This is a genomic window from Acidithrix ferrooxidans (assembly GCF_000949295.1).
In the GTDB taxonomy this organism is placed as follows: Bacteria; Actinomycetota; Acidimicrobiia; order Acidimicrobiales; family Acidimicrobiaceae; genus Acidithrix; species Acidithrix ferrooxidans.
In genome coordinates this window covers 1-20009 of record NZ_JXYS01000073.1, presented here as the reverse complement: position 1 = coordinate 20009, position 20009 = coordinate 1, and the positions used below count along the sequence as shown (strand labels likewise).

The following is a 20009-nucleotide window of genomic DNA, read 5'->3' as shown; positions in this document are numbered from 1 at the left end:
CTAGGATTAAACCACAAATAATTACCATACCCCGGGGGTAAAATGCAATCAAATTTTTCCGAGTCACAATCGGTCGCCAAAGCACTTCTATGCGAATATGGATTAAGTCCAGAGGTGGCAGAACGATCCTCACATGAGATAACTATGGCGGACGCCTGGGGTCGCGGCTCTCATGGATTGCTCCGCCTCCCCCACTACCTTAGGCGTCTCAAAGCAGGCGGAATCAACGCTAAGGCGGAACTTAGCGTGATAAAAGAGACTGGAGCCGTCCTTGCTCTCGATGGCCATGGTGGGATGGGCCACTTCCAAGCCCATCGAGCTAGCGTTCTAGCCACCCAGCGAGCACAAAGATATGGTGTTGGAGTCGTCTCAGTCGCCGACTCCAACCACTGTGGCGTCTTGGGACTATATGTTTTAGAGATGTTAGAGCAAGGGCTGATTGGATTGGCTTTCACAAACGGTCCAGCTGTCATGCCGGCATGGGATGGAAATCGACCACTCCTTTCGACTAGCCCCCTAGCTGCTGGAATTCCAAGTCAGCCACGACCAACCATTATCGACATGGCAACCTCAACTGTCGCACGAGGTAGAATCGCCCAAGCAGCAGCCGCCGACGAAGAGATCCCAGATGGCTGGGCCTTCGATTCCAACGGGATCCCCACAAACGATCCCAAGATAGCGCTAAATGGGATGTTGGCTCCAATGGCTGGAGCCAAGGGCTTTGCGTTAGCTTTGATGGTCGAGGCACTCACTGGCGGTCTAGTCGGGCCATCCCTCTCAACACAGGTCGCTGATCCGCTCTCTTTGGATGCCATAGCTACTCCGCAACGATTGAGTCACCTGCTCATGGCGATCGATCCAAGTGCCTTTGGGATAGATAGCTCCTCAACCGAACGCCTAAATGAGATGGCTCATCAAGTTGTATCCTCCAACGGACGCCTTCCTGGTGCGGGTCGACCACTACCCAATGAGATAACGCCACAGACAAAGATCCAAATCGCGGACTCGGTGGCAAAAGAGATAGTCCAAATGGCAAAAACAGCAAATATCGAGTTGCCACCGAGTTGGGAACTAGCTCTCTAGTCAAGCACTCCAAGAGCCACTAGGGCGACTCTCAAGGTCTCAATTTGCTGATCCTGGGCCGTCCTAGCTGGCTTGGCGGGCGTCGCTCCACAAAGGCCCATGAGCGAAAGGGCCGCCTTCCACCCTGCCGGAAAACCCGGGACTCGACAGGCTTGGACGATTCTAAGTAGTCGTGCCTGATCTATGCGAGCCTTGTCTAGGTCACCACTCTTACTAGCTAGATGAAGATCTACCACCAATCTTGGCACCAAATTAACCGATGCAGCAATTGTCCCAGAACCACCCACCAAGTTACATGCACTAAGCATGGTATCAGAGCCTGTTAGGACACTAAAGTTCTCCGGCTCTAGCAAAGTCACCTGATCACAAACGCTAGAAAAGTATTCAAAGTCCCTACTTGAATCCTTGATTCCGATAATGTTTTCATGCCTCGCCAGCTCACCAACGATCACTGGAGCTACAGCTACCTTGGTCATTTGAGGGATGTTATAGATCACTATTGGAAGCGGCGACTCGTCTGCCACCCTAAGGAAGAAGTCTTTGGTAGCATTTGCATCTAAGGGATAGTAAAACGGGGGTGGCACCAAAGCACTAGTTGCACCGACTTCGTGGTATGCAGCCAAATCGGCCATTACATCACCAGGCGTAACACTAACGGTAGCAGGGATGAGGTGAAGCTCTTGGCCAATTTGTGCCCTTACGTGGCGGGTCACACCAATGCGATCCTGACGGTCAAGCAGGGGTCCCTCTCCGGTTGAACCAACCGGACAGATTCCATCTGCGCCTCCGCTCACCATGTGAGCCACAAGACTCTCAAGCGAGTCGTAGTCTATAGTTCCATCTAAATTCAACGGGGTAGCCAAGGCTCCCAAAACGCCCTCGGGCGCCTTTTTTAATTGCTTCACCTGATCAAATTCCTTTTCTTAAACAAATTTCGTTCGCCACCTGTGCAAGTTAGGTCCGTCATCTCACACCACATCAAACCCACGCCCTATCGAATAAGCTCGCCTAACTTTCAAAAAGCCAACTCTTTCTAATTGTGCATCTAATTGTGCACATCTAATACTTGCGGATCTAATACTTGCGCGCGACTAATGTCACCAGCCAATCTACAAAGACACAGGGCGAACAAATGGTCCGATATCCTCCCAAAAACAGGAGTTAGTCGGAGATTACCATAGGTCATCAACTAAAAGGCCACCCAATGGGTTTCTTACGATCCAAAATCCTCGCGCTACGACCACTTAGATACCCAAGGCGATCTTTAGTTTTTACCCCTTCGAAAGCGAATTAAAGTTACGTCCGACTTCCAAAAGAGGAAAATGGATCGGGATCCCTAGAGAGGGAGCGGCCCCCATCCACCACCAAATTCTCCCCTGTGATAAAAGATGAAGCTGGTGAAACCAGGAATAAGACGCCATTAGCAATGTCGCGGGACGATCCCATCCTCCCCAACAGTGTGGGAGCCTTCTCGGTGGTACCAATGTTCGAAAGAGCACTCTGTGTAGAAGGAGTGGCAATGGCTCCTGGCGATATAGAGTTCACCCTAATTCCATGGGGAGAAAGCTCAACCGCTAAAGCCTTGGTGAGTGAGATGATGCCGCCCTTAGTAGCAACGTAAGAAACATAGGTTGCAACTGGAAGCGACGCTTGAATAGCACCGAGATTGACGATAGCGCCACCTTGGCGCTCGATCATCGATCGGGCCACCAATTGAGAAAAATGCCAGGTAGCACCTAAGTTAGTGGCTAGGATTCTCTCCCACTCATCGATTTCGATCTCTAAAAAACTAAGGCGGGACCCATGATCGGCGGCGTTATTCACTAAGATGTCAATCTCACCCAAAGCCCCCTTAGCGCGATTGTAGATCTCGATACGCTCGGACGAAGTTGCTATGTCGCCAACAAAGCTACTAGCTACTCCGCCAGCCTCTAGGATCGCCCCAACTGTAGCATCAGCTCCAACCTGGTCCCGATCAACGACGGCTACCTTAGCTCCGGCCATGGCTAGCGTCATCGATATAGCTGCACCGATACCTCCACCTCCACCGGTTACCAGAGAGACTTGAGAGTCAAGGAGGTTATTCATGTCGATCTCCTTGGTACGTCAGATCCTCTACGTCCGCGAAGAAAATCAAAGTCCGCTCCTGTCTCGGCCCCCATCACATGAGTGCGATACAAGCTGACATAACCGCCGCTATCATCTGGGTTAAATGGGGATTTTTCTTCTCTGCGTTTGAGCAACTCCGCCTCAGATACCTCAAGTGACAAAGTTCTATTTGGAACATCTAAAAAGATCGAATCGCCATTTTGGACCAGACTAAGAGGACCGCCACTAGCCGATTCCGGCGCTACGTGCAGTACCACTGTTCCAAAAGAGGTACCACTCATTCTCGCATCAGAGATTCGAACCATATCCCGAAGGCCCTGTTTTACTAGTGACTTTGGAATTGCAAGATTGCCCACCTCGGGCATTCCGGGATAGCCCTTTGGGCCCGCGTTTCTAAGGATCAAAACGCTGTTTGGATCCACGATAAAATCTTCCTGGTCGATCGTAGAGTTGTACTCTTCAATTGAGTCAAAGACCAAAGCTGACCCTCGATGAACACAAAGATTTGGATCGGCGGCCGAAAGCTTTAGGACTGCCCCGTTAGGAGCTAGATTCCCAAAGAGAACCACACTCCCATTCCCAGGCGGTAAAAGAGGCGCATCCACCTTTCGAATTACCGTTTGATTCCAATTCTTAGCATTAGCTATATCTTCACCAAGTGTCCTAGAAGAAACGGTCCGTGCCCCAAGATGCAAAAACTCCGAGATCTCGCTCAGAAGGGCAGGCAGACCACCAGCACCATGGAAGTCTGCCATTAGAAAACGGCCACTCGGCTTTAGATCTACAAGGGTCGGAATCGCCAAGCCCAGCCGATCAAAGTCCTCCAGCTCTAGGTCGATCTCAGCGCGACCGGCAATTGCCAAGAGATGAATGATGGCATTTGTTGAGCCACCCAAAGCGACATTGGCAACTATCGCATTTTCAAAGCTCTCGCGACTAAGTATCGAAGAAGGGCGAAGATCCTTAGCTACCAGTGAGACGATCTGCCTACCTGCCAATTGTGCAGCGCTTCTTCTAGCACCATCTGTCGCTGGAATTGTGGAAGTTCCACTTGGAACGAGTCCAAGCGCCTCAGCCAAACAGGCCATCGTAGAAGCTGTACCCATGGTGGTACAATGGCCCACACTTCGAGAGACACACGCCTCCGAGGAGACGAAGTCCTCCTGGGTCATCACTCCTGCGCGGACGTCTTCGGAGAATCGCCAAAGATCGGTCCCAGAGCCCACGGTCTCACCACGAAAGACTCCGTTCATCATCGGTCCGCCGGTCAAAATAATCGTCGGGAGATCGACGCTTAGGGCACCCATGATCGCAGCTGGAGTGGTCTTATCACAGCCGGTAAGGAGAACCACTCCGTCTAGAGGATTAGAACGAATCAGCTCCTCGATCTCCATGGCTGCGAGGTTGCGATATAGCATCGCGCTAGGGCGCATAAGGGTCTCACCGAGAGCCATGGTTGGAAATTCAAAAGGAAAACCACCCGCTTCGTAGATTCCAGCCTTTACCGACTGGGCAAGATCATGGAGATGGGCGTTACATGGAGCTAGATCAGACCAAGATGCCCCAATTCCTATGACGGGTTTCCCAGAGAACATATCATCGGGAAAGCCCTCTGATTTAGTATGTGACCGATGATAGAAGCCCAGCTTACCGGTTTGGGCGAACCAATTCGAACTGCGTAGTTGATCGCTCACTTTTCCTCGATGCCTATAGAGATATATTTGGTCTCTAGATATTCTAAGAGACCGTCATGGGCTCCTTCACGACCGAGTCCACTACCTTTGAGGCCACCCATTGGGGAGTAGACCACCGACGGAAGTGGATGGTTCAACCCCAAAATACCAACCTCTAGCTTTTCGGCTAGGCGCCAAATTCGACTTTGATTATTCGTATAGGCATAACCCGCTAAACCCATCTTGGTATCGTTTGCCCGATGGATAACTTCGTCTTCGTCTGAAAAAGAAAATACTCCAGCAATTGGACCAAAGACCTCTTCTTTGGCGAGAGCAGAGTCAAAAGCCGCATCAACTAAAAAGCCAGGGCGCATAAAGTTAGCGCCATCAGGAACAATCGGAGATTCACCTAGAAAACTAGCACCACTATCAAGAGCATCTCTACAAATTCGATCGACATCACGAACCCGACTACTATCAATCAACGGACCTAGGTCGACTCTTTCGTGCCCTAGGGGATCACCAATTCGCATCGAGGAGGTGAGCTTTGCGAGCCTCTCGCAGACCTGATCCATAATGGAGTCCTCTACAAAGACACGATTTGCAGCAATACAAGACTGGCCATTATTTCTAAACTTAGCGATAGCTAGCCCCTCAATGGCTCGATCTATATTGGCATCGCTAAAGATGATATAGGGGGCATCTCCCCCAAGTTCAAGGGCGCATCTAACGATTCGGTTAGAGGCTTGACGCATAAGGGCCGACCCAACCGGAGTGGAGCCAGTAAAGCTGATCACGCCTATGCCATCGTGGTCGATTAGCGCATTGGACTGTATTGATGCTGGGCCATAGATAAGGTTCGCCACTCCTGGGGGAAGACCCGCATCGACTAGAGCTCTAAATAGCTCCCCAACAGCCAAGGGTGCCTTTTCGGACGGACGAGCCACTACGGTGCATCCAGCAGCCAGCGCCGGAGCCACCTTTCGAGCTTGAATCGAAAGGGGGAAGTTCCAAGGAGTCAACGTTGCAGCTACACCAATTGGACGCGAGATCGAAAGTTGTTTGCGGCTCCTATCTTCACTAGCGAAGACCTCACCTTGAGGACGGCGAATCTCTTCACTAAACCATCTGAAATATTCGGCACTAAAGCGAGTCTCGCCGATCCCCTCTGAGAGGAGCTTGCCGGTCTCTAAAGACAAAAGCGCGCCTATCTCATCGGCGCGCTCGAGAATCAATTCGTATGTTCGCCACAATATATCAGCTCGATAGCGGCTCGAGGTATTAGACCAACTCTCAAATGCCGCTGTTGCTTGGTCGGCGGCACTTTGAGCTTCGCTGACACCACCGTAGGCGATCTGAGCAATAACCCTATCATCTACTGGATTGGTGACCTCTCGAAGATTGGAGGCGAACGAAGGAACCCATTCGCCTCCAATCAACATCGGAACTACCGCCCCCGCATCTAAAAGTGCGCGAGTTGTAATTGCCATATTTATGCGCTCCGATAAAGTTTCGTAATCACGAACTCTTTGTGACCAATCGCCTCAGCAGCTGTAAGGCGACCGTTGATGGTTCGATCGATCAACTCCATGATCTGATCCCCCGCCTCTTTTAGGCCATAATCACGGCGCAAAAGGCCAGAGACGTCTAAGTCTATGTGCTCTGTCATCGTACTAGCAGTAAGAGGATTGGCGGTGATCTTGATTACTGGCTCGATTGGGTTGCCAATAATATTGCCCTGTCCAGTTGGAAAAAGGTGAATCACGGCTCCCGCAGCGGCCATAAGGGTGATGCATTCCGCAGCGGCCGAAGAGGTATCCATGAAATTTAAGCCTTGAACACTAGGTGCAACCGCGGGCTCAAGGGCATCTACTACTGGCACCGAACCGGTCTTAGCAATATTTCCCATCGCCTTCTCCTCAATGGTAGATAAACCACCTCTGATGTTGCCCTGGGTAGGTTGCGAACCCAATAGATCTACGCCTTGTTCTTCTACCGTAGCCATATAGTCGTCGAAGAAAGCCATAAACTTATCCCTTACAGCGTCATTGATACAACGCTTGGCGATAAGATGCTCTCCTCCTGTCAGCTCGGTGGTCTCTCCAAATAAAACAGTTCCACCGGCGGCCACAGTGCGATCAACAGCCTGCGATGTCGTAGGGCAAGCCCCGAGGCCACTTGTGGTATCGGATTCCCCGCACTTGATTGACATCATCACTTCATGTCGTTCAACAGGTGTTCTTTGAATCTCGCTGGCATCCTGGAGAAATTTAGCAGCCATACGAGCTCCTGAAGCGATAGTGTTGAGATCTCCATTTCGCTCGATCGAGAGGCGCCCAACTGGCTTTTGAGTTAAGGCAATGCCATCGGCTACCCGATCGGTCCACGATGGTTCAATACCAACTACGACCACAGCCGCGACATTTGGATTTGCGCCAGTTCCAATTAGGGTTCGGAAGGTAAGTTCTAGATCCTCTCCAAATTGAAGACGACCATAGGAGTGAGGTATCGCTATCGTCCCTGGAACCAGTGCGGCGATTCCCTCAACCGCTGCGTTCGAGAGATCATCGACGGCTAGGATCACCACATAGTTACGAATACCTACAGCGCCATTTGCGCGACGAAAACCGGTTAGGCCTTGATTTGCCATCTATTGCTCCTAATGTTATGGATGTGGACCAACTCTCCAACTTCGATCTCTTGGCGAGAGGATCCGATAATCTCTCCGTACTCAATAATTTGGGCATCCGCCGGAATCTGCACTAAAGCAACTTTGTGTCCGAGCGGAATTGGCTCTGCAACGGTAATATCTCTTTGATCCTCAGAGTCAAGAAACGCCAATCGGGCAGGCCCGACTTCAACATCTCTCACCGCGATAGCCACGGAATCCCCCGCTAGATGGGCCAATAAGGCCAATTCATCACTCATGTGTCACCTCAGTGTCTAAGTTTGGTTTCAAGGTATGACCTCTGTCCAATAACCTTAGCCTCTGATTTGCATTCTGTCAATTGAAATGACTGACTCTTTTAATAGCAACTCTCACTCGGGCGATTCCACCCCACGTATTCTGAGCAAAGCGGCCTCCCGCGCTCCAATGATATGTGAGGAACATGCAATTCGAGCAGCTTCGCCATCATGATCTCGGATAGCTTCAAAGATCGCCCGATGGTCTTGACGGGAGCGATCAAGACGACCCGGAACAGTCAGCGTGGTTTCCATACCGGCAGCCATCATCTCCTGTAGGATCCCAACAGTCTGCAGGAGAAAGCGGTTCTTGGCGATTTCAACTATCATTAGATGAAAACCGGCATCTAATTCGGCAAGACGCCCATAATCGGTGGGCTGAGTTCTGATCTCTTCCTCTGCCTCAAGTGCTACGCGAAGGCGTTCTATCTCTTCATCGGTCGCGCTATTTGCAGCCCAACCGGCTGCCGGTGCCTCAAGTACATTTCGCATGGCGTAGAGCTCTGTCATGGAAACCTCTTGATTTGCGAGCCGGATTCTCATAACCTCATCGGCGCTTGCGTTGACAAAGACACCCTGACCATGGCGAACTACTACTCGACCATGTGCTTCAAGGGTTTTCACAGCCTCCCGAAGTGCTGGTCGAGAGACCCCTAGGAGTCTCGCTAAGTCCCGCTCAGAGGGAAGACGTGATCCTGCAATTAAATTAGATTCATCGATTATCTGTTCAATTCGCGAGACGATCTTCTCGGTTAGATGGCCCGTCTCTTTGATGGGCCGCCAGATGGTATCCATTGCTTCCTCCGGGTCGCTCTTTGGGCTAAAGTCAAAATAACAAAGACCTAGCGTTGACGATTATCTCTTGAACCAAATCGGACTGAATTGACCTCTACCGGGGCGCCAGCCAGTGCACAACATATCAGATTCGCATTCATTTCGGCCCCCTCATATAGCGTCTTACCACTTGATCTTTGTAGCAATCTATCATCTAATCGCCTATTTGAATGATTTTCGCCATTCTAGGACTTTAAATACAAACTGTCATTGTCAATATAAATTATCCTCTATGCTAGCATTTGCATAACGCAAGTGGTAAGAACTCTTAACTGCTTAGCAAAGAATTTTCGCCATGGGGGGCGAAGCTTCGCGAAGGCGAAGGTGGGCAATGAGGAGATTTCAATGGCAACAGTCACCATGGAGAAGCTGACCAAGGTCTATCCGAACGGCCAAAAGGTTGTCCACGGTTTAGATCTAACTATCGGAGAGGGTGAATTTGTTGTCTTGGTTGGCCCCTCCGGATGTGGTAAAACCACTACCCTAAGAATGGTCGCCGGTCTCGAAGAAATCTCCGATGGCACCCTTAGAATCGGAGATAGAGTCGTAAACGACCTACCCGCTAGGGAGCGGGATATTGCTATGGTCTTTCAGAACTACGCTCTCTATCCCCACATGACGGTGGCTCAAAATATTGGCTTTGCACTCAAATTAAAAAAGACCTCCAAGGATGAGATAGCAAGGGCAGTCACCAATGCGGCTGACGTCCTTGGCCTAACGGAGCAGCTCGATAAAAAGCCGGGACAGCTCTCGGGAGGACAACGTCAACGAGTGGCCATGGGTCGAGCGATAGTTCGAGATCCTGCAGTCTTTCTCATGGACGAACCCCTCTCCAACTTAGATGCGAACCTTCGCGTTAAAATGCGTGCAGAGGTCTCTAGAGTCCAGCGAAAACTCGGCGTTGCCACACTCTATGTAACCCACGACCAAGTGGAAGCAATGACCATGGGCGATAGGGTTGCAGTCATGCATGCCGGAGATCTTCAACAGTGCGATCATCCACAAACGCTCTACTCAAAGCCAGCAAACCTCTTTGTAGCTAGCTTCATCGGCTCACCTTCGATGAACATCTTTGAAGCTGGCCTCTCCGAAGATGGAACCTACTTCGCCATGGGCGGTCAACGTCTCGAACTTGACCCTATGGGCTATAGTGAAAATCTCAGAAAATATCGAGGCAAAAAGATTGCAGTTGGCTTTCGTCCTGAAAACTTATCGGTAGCAACAACAGCACAAGGAGCTGCCAAATTGAAGGTTCAAATCGACCTGGTTGAGGCACTGGGTTCTGAACTACTGGTCTATTTTAGATTTGATGCTAAGGCGATCAAAGTTGCTGGTGCAATTGCAGAGGAAGAGGATTTGGGCGACATTGAAGTCGGCGTTGAAAAGGGAGCCGGCATTGGCCTTGGCGTAGCTCGCATACCACCCTATTACCAATTTCAACAGGGACAAACTCTGGAACTAAACCTTGACACCCAAAGAATTCACTTCTTTGATATCGCAACAGGCGATGCAATCTAAGACCCTAGATGCAATCTAATACCCAAAGTGCTAGAGCGATTGAGAGACTCTCCCGTTGTTGATTGAGCAGTTATCTGAGCAGAACCAGCGCCATCCATTAGAAGATATTGCTAGCTGGAGCTATTGGAGATATGTTCGATAGGCAAACGCCCATGGCTCCTATAGTTAGCCATGGGCGTTCCTCCAGGCAAACACTGACCCAATGGGTTCAAGTCGGATCGCAAAAAAGTAAGATCGCTAACTGGTTTGATAGTGGCCGAAACCTCATAGGCTCATCGTCGCCCCAAAGATGGCAGTCGATATGGCGCTTCCTCGTGACTTTGGTATCACCGCTTCCACTTTAGAAGTCGAACCCAATCCAATTGGGCCATACCTAAAGACGAGCATGCCTTGCGCCGTCCAATTATCTAAAGGTTGAGGTTACTGAAACAACCAAGCTCAAGAGGCGATACGTGCCAGACTATGGCCGTTAATTTGAAGTTCAAACCTTATATTTTAGGAAATCACAGTGACACTAGAGATAGAGATTATTGAGACCAAAGCCGAGTTGGGAGAATCTCCCTTTTGGGACCAAAAGAGTCAATCACTCTTTTGGGTCGACATCGACGGCTCCAGTCTAAATTGTCTCAGTGGAGACCACGAAAACCACAACATTGCGACCTTCAAGGGCAAATGTACGCCCGCAATTCCACAAACAAGCGGTGGTTTCTTAGTCGGCGTTGACCTCGATCTATTGCACCTCCAAACAGATGGCTCCACCGCAAAACTATGTAGCGCGCCAAGCGGAGATAGATTCAACGACGGAAAGTGTGACCCCTTGGGACGATTTTATATCGGGACCCTCTCCTATGCTAGAACTCCTAAAGCGTGTGGTCTATATCGTTACGAGGCTGATAATGGGCTAGTGCCCGTAATAGAGGATGTAACACTCTCCAATGGAATGGGATGGAGTCCCGCTGGAGATGAGATGTACTTCATCGATACCCCAACCCGACAACTAAGAGCATTTGAGTACGACTTATCGAGCGGTACCATAGGGGCCACTCGAATCGTGGTGGACTTTGGTGAATTGCCAGGAAACCCCGATGGCCTTTGCGTCGATAGCGAAGGAGGAATCTGGGTATCTATGATCCGTTCTGGGGATCTTCGACGTTACCACCCAAATGGAAGCCTTGATAGTCTTATCAACCTTGGGTACATTGGTACAACAAGTTGCTGCTTTGGCGGAGAAAACCTTGAAAAGCTCTACGTCACAAGTGGAGCATTTCTGATTCCAACCGACCAAAGACAAGACTACCCAACAGCCGGATCAATCTTTGTTCTAGAACCAGGGGTCCAGGGTCTGCCCAGTGTCGCTTACAGCGGCCTCTAAAGTACTGGGGCCCCAGAGGCAGTTTTATGGTGGTGAAAGAATAGCGGCATAGAAAATCCAATAGTTGGAAGCGCCATCAACAAAAACATAGTTGAGATACCAAAACTAGCAGATAAAAGGCCGATGACAAATGGCCCAGTCAAAGAGATCAATCCAGTGGTAGCCGAGAGAATTGAATTTCCCTTTGCGAGCTGATCCGGAGTAGCCGACTCATTCAAAAGGTTGAGGGCCAGCGGATATGTGAGGCCATGAGGTATCCCAAGAAGCCCCATTGCAACTACAAACCATAGAGAACTTCCAGCCAACCCAACTATAACGACACCCAAAATCGTCAAGATCGCTGCACCTCTAAGCCAAGTTTTATCTCTATTTTTGGTTGGATGAAATAACAAGACCGCCCGTGAGATAAACGAAACTAAAAAGAATGAAGTCAATGCCTCTTGTGAAAAGGCCGCACTGGCACCAAAGCGGGTGCGAGCCAAGATTGCACCAAAGTTGATTATTGCGACAAATGGAAACTGGTACAGGGCAAGGCTAAAGACTGCGTCGCGAAAGTCTCGCTGTCGAAAGAGCACGTAAGCTCTTTGGCCCGCGGATGACCCTGAAGAAGGCTGATCTTTGGTGCGACCCAACTTTAATATCCCAAGGACAGATCCCACAGCTGCCAATGGCACAAAGAAAGCGAGCGCAATGCGCAAAGAATCGTGACTTGCGCGCAGGGCGCCTGCCTCGATTAGCGGACCAATGGCGAGGCTCAAGCTGAGTGCAACAGTAAAGGCAACTGCGCCTCGCTTGGAGGAAACCGATCCTAGGGTTGCTGATGAGCTCGCTAGCGCAGGCATTACTATCCCACCGCTAATTGCCAAAAGCAAGATAGAGGCTATCAATTGGAGATAGGTGTGGGAAAAGACAAGAGCCAAGATTCCAAATGGAAATGCAATCAAACCACCAACAAAGATGTAACGGCTAGATCCTCGAATGGATGCTATAAAAATATTGGTAACAACACTTGCGCCACCCCAGATCGTTGCAACCAAGCCAATCTGGCTAACACCAATTCCAAGCAGGTCGTGACCGATCAATGGCATAGTGGTCTGTGCTGCGTTCTGGCTAGCTCTAAAGAGGCCGGTAACGATCAGGTAAGTTGCAATAATAAAGAGCTCTTGACCAGATAACTCTAAGAGACGCCGCACTGAAGCAGCTATGCCTCTTGTCTCATTCACTTGATCTCCAAGGATAGACGAACAGAAAAGGGAAAAAGGCACAAGTGGTAACTTGACAATGAGAGATTAGCCACTCGGCCCAACTTCGACTTCCATCCTAGTGGTAAGGACAGTTACCTTAGCTGTGCGATTCGTCACAAAAGAGATTCAAAGACGTCGCAAAGATCCACTCCAAAAAACAATTCATACCCAAAGTTCATCAATGCCATAGCCACTTCTGTTCTCACAGTTACTCGATTTGTCTGTATCGATACCATTTGGGCCCTGAACCCACAAAAGGGCGGATATTTTCTATCCTCATAGCAGCGCCATGGAAAACTGCGTCGGCAACTATACGGGCCAAAGCAAGACACAATAGGAGTTGTGGGCTGTGGGTAGGATCTCCAGAACGATCATAACAGTTGGTCTCTAATGATCAATTCGTTTATGGCATTCTTCTTATCCTCGATCGGTTTTCGCCAGGATGAAAGCTTGGCAATGGGATTCGCGTTCTTTACCAACGAAAAGTTCGCCGCGATAATCGCAAGCACCTAAGTTTTTGTATAGTTTCAATGACTTGGTGCGCCTGATGAGAAACGAAGTCACCCAGACAGATCGTATGGACTTTGTGAATCACCTCACGCCACCAATAACAGCCGTAATTGAGAAATAAACCCCTAGTGAGCCCCATATCCTTCCGATGTACAACACGGGCGAAAGTGATCCGTCTTGCCCGACCAAAGTTGATCTTGCGGATGGACATTCCCAGGAAGCGTATGGGGGGGGTCAACCCATTCGATTTGAAGTATTTGGCATTTTCGGTCTCAATAGCCTTTGATCAACTGTAGTCAAGTCCCTTCGTCACACTAATGGCCTCACCGCGAAGTCATTGATTCCGGCGTTAGGCTTGGGGCACAGGTGTCGGCAACATTTCATTGACTGTAATGGCGGGCACTAATATTGTTGTCTTCAAAATGAGTCACTTCGTCGGCTCGGAGGATGAGCCACCTGTCGTCAATCCTTCCTGGGTGATTTAGGTACAGGGCTACGTACCTCGATAGAACGAGCCTCGACCTCGCGCCTTAAATTCAAATGCTGTACACGAAAATGGCAATCTAAGATTCAGAGCAGTAATCGAATTACAGCTGGACCAAAGGACCTTTTTAAAGTTCGGACGATTGAGCGTGACCGATTTCGATCCCTATCAAACAAATTGTGCAGTTACCGTGGATTACGTATCCAATCCGTCACTTAGCGGTTGGCGCAAACTATACCTCGAACACACGGATCAATACGATCGGAGATTTTCCTTCAGCAACTACGAGCATTCCCGTTCAATTTACCAAGCTTTGATCAGGTCATCTGGGCCAAATTTGAACGCAGCGTTGACGTTTGGCCCCACCCCACTACGGCTAACAGCGATTAACGGCGTATCTTTGCTAGCGCCCGGAACCTGAAGAGTTGCGGCAGCTAGAGCGTTTAGATCGCCGTTGTCAAAAGGTTCGGTTTCAAGCCACTTTATTGAGCCTGCAAAGGTAATCACCTTCGCTAAGGGATTGCGGTCGGCGCCGATGATATCAACCTCAGGGACGTTAGTTCGGGTCCAGTATCCGCCTACGGCTTCCGCAACAAGGCCATCAAGTGGAAGAAGTCGGGCCAGAGACTCCCTAACTATCGGCTCTATTGCTCGCCCTCTCCAAGAGGTCCAGCTAGCTTTTATTCGCGCCAACACCCGATCGGAGCGTCCACGTTCGATTTCCGCTAGATGAGGTCCAATGAAGGTAAGCCAAAATCTCAGGTAGGGATCATCGACGCGATATCTTGCCTCTTTTGAGGGCTTGGTCGATAATGGAACCTCTCGAATGACAATTCGCTTCGCGGTAAGTAGTTCAAGTGCTCGGGAAGCACTAACTGCTTGGAGCCCACCGGCAGCACGCGAAATATTGGTAAAGGTCGTCTCCCCTGCCCCGATCTTTCCTAAAACCTCACGGGCTAATGCTTCTACCGGGAACTCGGCGGCCAAAGACCGTTCGGCACTGACGATCAGAGCTGACGTTGTCTCTGAGAGCGCCCCTTCGAGGTAATCCCACATAGGAAGACCTACAGGCCAATCGTCACAGATGAGTGGAAGTCCCCCGGTGATAAGGTAGGAGTCGAAAGCCGATGTTTCATCAGGTGAACCAACGATTTGTGCCGTCTCGAGTGGTGACAGCGGCGGGATTATCATCTCGGTTCCCCGCTGGTAGAACGCCCGGTCATGAGAGTTCAGAGCCTCCATCATAGCGAGGTCAGAACCGACCAAGATCAGCAGAACTGGCTTGTGGGATAGAATACGGTCCCACTGCTTTTGGAAGATAGCTTCGATACTCACATCTTGTTCGACAAGATACGGAAACTCGTCAAAGATCACAATGCTCGGAGTGTCGTGCGGCAAAGTCTGCCCGAGCAATCGCAGTGCAACATCCCAATTATCCAGGTGAGTACCTCTGAACAGATCAGCATTCGGAAGATTCGACTCCACGACCGCTTCTGCAAACAACTCCAGTTCATGGCTTCGCTGGCGCGATGCCGTGAAATAGAGCGTCGGTATCCCCGAACGGTTGGCAAAGACCTCCACCAGTCGACTCTTGCCAACCCGACGTCGACCACGCATGAGTATGCAACGTCCCGGAAGATCGGTATTAATCTCTGACCGAATACGCCCTAGCAATCGATCAAGCGAATTCAACTGAGTCTGACGACCAACAAAGCCCGGCATAATACCTCACAAGCCAATAATTCATGTTACTAACATTAATGTAAGTAACATAAATGTTAGTATCTAAAGGATTGTTTTTCGTACATTAACGCACCAACCGCTATGAATGCAGAGAACTGGCTTTCACCAAAGCGTCAACGCGGACCTGGAATCTACCTTCCCTGGGTCAAGTCTCCAAGGTGCAACTTAGCTCTCAAGCATCTCCAACAGTGCGAACTTCGACCTTGCATCAAGCTGATTTTCATGAAAGACGCTGCTCAAAAAGTCGAGGGCCTCTTGCGCGGAGCGAAAGTTGCAGTCGTGAACACAACACCGCAACATGCGTAAACCGTAGCAGTGCTCGAGCGACCTACGTAACAAGTATCGAGTGCCTTCCGAAGGAATCACAACATTCTCACTGGATCTAGTAACAAGGTTTACAAAAGGCTGCGGTGCGACATTCGCTCCCCATTAGCACAGGAACGTTAATGGGCGCAGAGACTGTAACTGCCGCTAGGCAGAATAATAATGGTGACTTACAAAGGTGCTACAGCAATGAAAACAGCAAAGGGAGTGGCAAATTTCAGTTGCCCTTTCCCGACCGCACCTCTCTCAGGTAACAGTGGGAAGCTGAACTTACCACCATCAATCGGGCTCAGAAGGGGAGTTACATGTCAGTTCCGTCCACTTGGTTTGAACGAGACCTTCCGGTACTTGAAGCCATCATCGAGCTTCTCAATGAGAAAAGGCCCCATAGTTTACTCTCAATAAACGAGGTCGCCGAGCACTTGTCCAGATCAAAAGAGGAAGTCCGCGCAGCTACTCATGCTCTCGGAGAGGAGTACATCACCCTCAGAGAATTCATTAATGGAGGAGACCCTGGACCCTACCTAGTCACATCAGCCGCACGGCGCGCATCCGGGCAGTGGCCATCCGAGGAGTTAGTGATTGAATCTCTAATTCGTGGCGTTCCAATTGCCATTGAATCGGAAACGGATCCTGAAAAACGTTCCAAACTTAAGCAGTTCCTTGACTCAGCCGTCGGCGTTAGTCGAGAAGTATTGGTCGGCATCCTAACGTCGACTTTGACGCAAAAAATTGGTGGCATTTAGGCAGCAACCATTGCTACATTCTTCCTACGCCAACGAAAGACGTACTGTCACCTTGGAGATTATTGGCACATGAATTTGAGCGATTTACGTGAACTTCCTCTGATACAAATTTGGAGACGCCATCACTGCGCAAGGCAACTTCGAAAAATACAACGCCTTGAGCAATTGGTCGGAAATCGCAATCGGCGTACTAAAACGTCGCCCTCACTGCCAACGAACGATTCAAAACGATCTAATTTAAGCTTTAGTCCCCTAAGGGTTTCCGACGCTCATCGACTTATGCGACACTTCCGATTTGCGTGGCTGGAACTACCTGATAGTTGCAACACAATTGACCGCTGCTAATCCGAAGTCGGACTCTAATCCACTCTCGATGGCGACTCGACGCTGAACCCCGCTTCGCCAGCTGCTGCACATAAACGCAAATCATACGCAACAAAATATGAAAGTGAGCTACCAATTGAGATCGCACTTGCCAAATGAATCGAATCTAAACTTCGTAACTCATATGGTTTTAGGTCAGAAGCAATATTCAAGACATTGCTAGTTATCGGGATGCTACCAATGCCAGATAAAAGAGATCGGGCAAAGGGAGTCAAAGTATCGTCAAGTCGGTTGCACGCTCGAATCAGCTCAACGTGAGCTAGTTGACTAGTAACTTTCAAGGCATCTGCATTTATCCCGAGCCAATCTATCAGAGCCACACTTTCCTCCTCGTCGATGACCAGCTTGACAAGGGCAGAAGTGTCCAAATAAATCATTCGAATCGCTCTTCACGCAGATCATTAAGGACATCATCGGAAACGACACCCGGCGATAACTTGCGTCGATGCTTAGGGATTTGAAATTGATTGACAGGTGGAATTATTTGGCCCCTTGCGACGAGCCCTTCGAATCCGTCGGACTCTCGATAGGGAGAAGAAATAAGTGCTACCAAAGCTCCTCGCGCGGTAACTTCAATAATTTCGCCGCGCTTCACTTGCTCTAGATACTTACTGGCATTCTGCCGCAACTCTTTAACACCAATCCTAATCATATAGATAAAGTAGCACATTAAGTGCTACTTTATCTGAAAGTTGATATATTGAGATTCAAACCAGAGATATCTAAAAACGAACCCTCTTGGATCGATCAGCATTCAATATCGATCCAAGAAGCATCAGTTCCGCCTTTTCCATTGTCGGCTGGATCACGTCAAGAATCGCTTGAAGACAGGCAAGCGCTCTCATTCCATGGCTTCCACGTAGGGTCCGGTCGTGAGAGCCTCCTGCACTAACATTTTCAGCCACCCTTCCTGTTACGGAAATCCCATAACAAATACAACTATTAATGCTCAAGCGATAAGATTCGAGATTCGCGTTGCGAGTACCTAAAACTAAATCTGTGGATTTCAGCGCGCCTAATAATCCGGATGATCGATCTGATTTCGTATGGCCGAATTTATCTCTCGTTAAGTAGGAGCACAAATCAAAATATTGCTGTAAATTCGAATCAGTGCCATCGCATCGACACGAGTAATTCAAAATAAAATCCGCGTTACACCTCACCCATCACGGACTCGAATCAGATAGCCTAGAAAATATCGACCTAAAGGTATCGAGGTAAAGTGAACATTGAAATTGCCCCTAGCGGACCTGCTCAATTCTCTATTATACGAAAAAGTCCAGAAGAATTGCTCGACGAAGCAGTAGTTTCCGTAACATACAAACTTCAAAATTGGCCTGTCGTGTACCTACTCGACAAGAATAGAAAGATCTATGTTGGAGAGAACGTCAACTTCCTTCATCGCTATCGTCAACTCCCAAGGAAGTCTCCTTCAAATGATTGTCAACGATTGCCAAGGTCCACTAGTCAGGCATATCAAGGGGCAGTATGCCTCGACCTCTCCAATTTAAGTATCTCCCACAAAGCCATATTTTAGAGGTCGACCACAAGAACACTCTGGTGTTGGCACCCCTTGGACAGCTCGGCAAATAAACAAGGAGAGTCCTACCAGCCATTGGGGTTATCGAAAGATATAAAGGAGTCAAAATCACCCGATATGAAGATGAAAAAAAGAAGTTGGGGGTCGCAGTTAGGAAGAATTAGTTCCGGGTCATCCAATTCAGCACTAATGGCTAAATACCCACTAGCAAAAGCTTCACAATTGAGAGTGGCCATCATCGACACGACGTAGCTGAAGGGCCAAATCGGAGATGACAAAAGATGCAAGGAAGATAGGGAGAAAGCTCTTGCCGGTGCATCGATAAGAGACGGTTTGACTCTCGGCAGCCTCAAACTTCTGAACGCGGCTGGAATTTCGACCATTGCGAAGTTGCAAGCTGTGGGGTCCGGGGACAATTTTAATCTCTGTGGTTGCATTCATTTTAACCGATCCCGCCAGTCGGCCATCGACTAAAATATCATAGGTACCCCTTCTAACTTCCGCCCCGATGGATTTATGCGTCATCTTCAGGGTTGCTGTCATCTTCGACCTCCCTTATCTGTCGGTCATGGGTCCGATCAAACCAATCATATCAAACTGAAGAACTAAAGAGATATTCCTTATCCCAGTCGCCGTTACAAGTCCGGTTCGAAAACCACACCCGATTTAGGTTCAATAACACCAAACAATCATCAGTTCGTTCAAGATCTTCTCTCGTCATGGTTATTTTTTGGAGTGCTTATTTTAGGCTCTTATTCGAATAGGGAGAGTAGGGTCCCAGCGCCCTAGTTCCAATCCGCTCCGAAATACATATACATTCATATGCACCTCTTTTGTTTTCGCTCTCCAGACGCCTTTGCGTGTTCTGCCCCATCCACGGGGCAGAACTAGGGCGAGTCGGTGGTTGCACACCTCCCACGTCCAACTCGCGTTGTCGTGGTATCCTTGGAGTCCTGCCGTGAGCGCTATCCTTGGCATCTTCGAGGATGTTCCGGCTTTCCATTTAGCGTAGGAACCTCGCGTCAAGAATCTTTCTCACTTCCGTGTAGGGAGTGAACCGGTCGATCTGGTGATCTTGGATCCTTGATTTGATGTTCATGGAGGCTACGTGATCTGCATCGCCCTGCCAATTGCAATCCCAATAAGGGTTACGACAGTGAAACACATCCCCGCTTCGGTTGTCGAAAGAGACATACCCACACGTTGGATTAGGAGATGTTTGGCTGGTGTAGGCCGCGTTGACCGTTTTAATGCCGGAGGTTCCGACATGCGCATGTACCATAATGCGTTCTTGGTTCTCGTCCCTTGCCCACGATGAGCAGAGTCGAGATATCTTCTTAGACTTAGCCCTTACCCCCTAGGTGAGACAGATCTTCGGTGATGATTTCTTTTGGCCGTTGTGATGGATGTTGGGGAGCTCGTCCATTAGCTCTGGTGCGATTGCCCTCTCCGTAGACCACTTCTTTGATTGCAGCGCCCGA

20 protein-coding genes are annotated in these 20009 nt (G+C 49.4%); 4 read left to right on the top strand and 16 right to left on the bottom strand.

What is annotated here, in order from left to right; all coding sequences use genetic code 11:
• Positions 1–42 precede the first annotated feature (42 nt).
• Positions 43–1083, top strand: a complete 1041-nt coding sequence (locus AXFE_RS11160) for an Ldh family oxidoreductase (RefSeq protein WP_052605938.1) — start codon at positions 43–45, stop codon at positions 1081–1083.
• Here the strand turns inward: AXFE_RS11160 and AXFE_RS11155 are convergent.
• From AXFE_RS11155 to AXFE_RS11125, 7 genes are all read right to left on the bottom strand, one after another.
• Positions 1080–1988, bottom strand: a complete 909-nt coding sequence (locus tag AXFE_RS11155; RefSeq protein ID WP_052605937.1) for a dihydrodipicolinate synthase family protein — start codon at positions 1986–1988, stop codon at positions 1080–1082. The two genes, AXFE_RS11160 and AXFE_RS11155, sit on opposite strands and share 4 nt — an antisense overlap.
• A 391-nt stretch (positions 1989–2379) precedes the next feature.
• A complete protein-coding gene (locus AXFE_RS11150; RefSeq protein WP_052605936.1) occupies positions 2380–3171 on the bottom strand; it encodes an SDR family NAD(P)-dependent oxidoreductase in 792 nt (263 codons plus the stop codon).
• On the bottom strand, positions 3168–4886 hold the full coding sequence (locus AXFE_RS11145) for an IlvD/Edd family dehydratase (RefSeq protein ID WP_052605935.1): 1719 nt from the start codon (positions 4884–4886) through the stop codon (positions 3168–3170). Before AXFE_RS11145 ends, AXFE_RS11150 begins: the two co-directional genes overlap by 4 nt.
• Complete coding sequence (locus AXFE_RS11140; RefSeq protein ID WP_200891267.1) at positions 4883–6355, bottom strand: NAD-dependent succinate-semialdehyde dehydrogenase; 1473 nt, start codon at positions 6353–6355, stop codon at positions 4883–4885. Before AXFE_RS11140 ends, AXFE_RS11145 begins: the two co-directional genes overlap by 4 nt.
• A 2-nt stretch (positions 6356–6357) precedes the next feature.
• Positions 6358–7515 (bottom strand): UxaA family hydrolase, encoded by a 1158-nt coding sequence (locus AXFE_RS11135; RefSeq protein ID WP_052605934.1) that lies wholly within the window; start codon positions 7513–7515, stop codon positions 6358–6360.
• On the bottom strand, positions 7497–7793 hold the full coding sequence (locus AXFE_RS11130; protein ID WP_052605933.1) for a UxaA family hydrolase: 297 nt from the start codon (positions 7791–7793) through the stop codon (positions 7497–7499). Before AXFE_RS11130 ends, AXFE_RS11135 begins: the two co-directional genes overlap by 19 nt.
• Before the next feature lie 111 nt (positions 7794–7904).
• Positions 7905–8624: a FadR/GntR family transcriptional regulator gene (locus tag AXFE_RS11125; protein WP_052605932.1), complete on the bottom strand. Its 720-nt coding sequence runs from the start codon at positions 8622–8624 to the stop codon at positions 7905–7907.
• Positions 8625–9008: 384 nt separating this feature from the next.
• On the opposite strand from AXFE_RS11125, the gene AXFE_RS11120 reads away from it, so the two are divergent.
• A complete protein-coding gene (locus AXFE_RS11120) occupies positions 9009–10181 on the top strand; it encodes an ABC transporter ATP-binding protein (RefSeq protein WP_052605955.1) in 1173 nt (390 codons plus the stop codon).
• A 508-nt stretch (positions 10182–10689) separates the two neighbouring features.
• Positions 10690–11553 (top strand): SMP-30/gluconolactonase/LRE family protein, encoded by an 864-nt coding sequence (locus AXFE_RS11115; protein WP_052605931.1) that lies wholly within the window; start codon positions 10690–10692, stop codon positions 11551–11553.
• Here AXFE_RS11115 and AXFE_RS11110 read toward each other — a convergent pair.
• From AXFE_RS11110 to AXFE_RS19390, 3 genes are all read right to left on the bottom strand, one after another.
• Positions 11550–12776: an MFS transporter gene (locus tag AXFE_RS11110; protein WP_052605930.1), complete on the bottom strand. Its 1227-nt coding sequence runs from the start codon at positions 12774–12776 to the stop codon at positions 11550–11552. The two genes, AXFE_RS11115 and AXFE_RS11110, sit on opposite strands and share 4 nt — an antisense overlap.
• Before the next feature lie 1318 nt (positions 12777–14094).
• Positions 14095–15513, bottom strand: a complete 1419-nt coding sequence (locus tag AXFE_RS11105; protein ID WP_052605929.1) for an ATP-binding protein — start codon at positions 15511–15513, stop codon at positions 14095–14097.
• Positions 15514–15699: 186 nt separating this feature from the next.
• Positions 15700–15900 (bottom strand): hypothetical protein, encoded by a 201-nt coding sequence (locus tag AXFE_RS19390; RefSeq protein ID WP_152626044.1) that lies wholly within the window; start codon positions 15898–15900, stop codon positions 15700–15702.
• A gap of 263 nt (positions 15901–16163) precedes the next feature.
• On the opposite strand from AXFE_RS19390, the gene AXFE_RS11095 reads away from it, so the two are divergent.
• The gene (locus AXFE_RS11095) at positions 16164–16604 is read left to right on the top strand and encodes a hypothetical protein (RefSeq protein WP_052605927.1); all 441 of its coding nucleotides are present in this window, start codon (positions 16164–16166) and stop codon (positions 16602–16604) included.
• Between the two features lie 359 nt (positions 16605–16963).
• Here the strand turns inward: AXFE_RS11095 and AXFE_RS11090 are convergent, their stop codons facing one another.
• The 6 genes from AXFE_RS11090 to AXFE_RS18535 all read right to left on the bottom strand — a co-directional run bounded on the left by AXFE_RS11090 (position 16964) and on the right by AXFE_RS18535 (position 19810).
• The gene (locus AXFE_RS11090; RefSeq protein WP_052605926.1) at positions 16964–17365 is read right to left on the bottom strand and encodes a type II toxin-antitoxin system VapC family toxin; all 402 of its coding nucleotides are present in this window, start codon (positions 17363–17365) and stop codon (positions 16964–16966) included.
• A complete protein-coding gene (locus AXFE_RS11085; RefSeq protein WP_268749158.1) occupies positions 17362–17640 on the bottom strand; it encodes a type II toxin-antitoxin system Phd/YefM family antitoxin in 279 nt (92 codons plus the stop codon). The genes AXFE_RS11090 and AXFE_RS11085 overlap by 4 nt, the downstream gene beginning before the upstream one ends.
• A gap of 70 nt (positions 17641–17710) precedes the next feature.
• Positions 17711–17893: a hypothetical protein gene (locus tag AXFE_RS11080; RefSeq protein ID WP_052605924.1), complete on the bottom strand. Its 183-nt coding sequence runs from the start codon at positions 17891–17893 to the stop codon at positions 17711–17713.
• Between the two features lie 851 nt (positions 17894–18744).
• Positions 18745–19071, bottom strand: coding sequence for a hypothetical protein (locus tag AXFE_RS11070; protein WP_052605922.1), 327 nt, complete (start codon positions 19069–19071; stop codon positions 18745–18747).
• Between the two features lie 196 nt (positions 19072–19267).
• Positions 19268–19531 carry a hypothetical protein gene (locus AXFE_RS19385; RefSeq protein WP_152626043.1) on the bottom strand — a complete coding sequence of 88 codons (264 nt, stop codon included), beginning with the start codon at positions 19529–19531 and terminating at the stop codon, positions 19268–19270.
• Positions 19532–19810 (bottom strand): zinc ribbon domain-containing protein, encoded by a 279-nt coding sequence (locus AXFE_RS18535; RefSeq protein WP_082058688.1) that lies wholly within the window; start codon positions 19808–19810, stop codon positions 19532–19534.
• Positions 19811–20009: the final 199 nt, after the last annotated feature.

Excerpts from the sequence above, each read along its gene's own strand:
- AXFE_RS11135 (WP_052605934.1), bottom strand. The coding sequence starts at position 7,515 with ATGGCAAATCAAGGCCTAACCGGTTTTCGTCGCGCAAATGGCGCTGTA.
- AXFE_RS11150 (WP_052605936.1), bottom strand. The coding sequence starts at position 3,171 with ATGAATAACCTCCTTGACTCTCAAGTCTCTCTGGTAACCGGTGGAGGT.
- AXFE_RS19385 (WP_152626043.1), bottom strand. The coding sequence starts at position 19,531 with ATGGAAAGCCGGAACATCCTCGAAGATGCCAAGGATAGCGCTCACGGC.
- AXFE_RS11105 (WP_052605929.1), bottom strand. The coding sequence starts at position 15,513 with ATGCCGGGCTTTGTTGGTCGTCAGACTCAGTTGAATTCGCTTGATCGA.
- AXFE_RS11120 (WP_052605955.1), top strand. The coding sequence starts at position 9,009 with ATGGCAACAGTCACCATGGAGAAGCTGACCAAGGTCTATCCGAACGGC.
- AXFE_RS11070 (WP_052605922.1), bottom strand. The coding sequence starts at position 19,071 with ATGACAGCAACCCTGAAGATGACGCATAAATCCATCGGGGCGGAAGTT.
- AXFE_RS18535 (WP_082058688.1), bottom strand. The coding sequence starts at position 19,810 with ATGGTACATGCGCATGTCGGAACCTCCGGCATTAAAACGGTCAACGCG.
- AXFE_RS11125 (WP_052605932.1), bottom strand. The coding sequence starts at position 8,624 with ATGGATACCATCTGGCGGCCCATCAAAGAGACGGGCCATCTAACCGAG.
- AXFE_RS11090 (WP_052605926.1), bottom strand. The coding sequence starts at position 17,365 with ATGATTTATTTGGACACTTCTGCCCTTGTCAAGCTGGTCATCGACGAG.
- AXFE_RS11085 (WP_268749158.1), bottom strand. The coding sequence starts at position 17,640 with ATGATTAGGATTGGTGTTAAAGAGTTGCGGCAGAATGCCAGTAAGTAT.
- AXFE_RS11160 (WP_052605938.1), top strand. The coding sequence starts at position 43 with ATGCAATCAAATTTTTCCGAGTCACAATCGGTCGCCAAAGCACTTCTA.
- AXFE_RS11095 (WP_052605927.1), top strand. The coding sequence starts at position 16,164 with ATGTCAGTTCCGTCCACTTGGTTTGAACGAGACCTTCCGGTACTTGAA.
- AXFE_RS11140 (WP_200891267.1), bottom strand. The coding sequence starts at position 6,355 with ATGGCAATTACAACTCGCGCACTTTTAGATGCGGGGGCGGTAGTTCCG.
- AXFE_RS11130 (WP_052605933.1), bottom strand. The coding sequence starts at position 7,793 with ATGAGTGATGAATTGGCCTTATTGGCCCATCTAGCGGGGGATTCCGTG.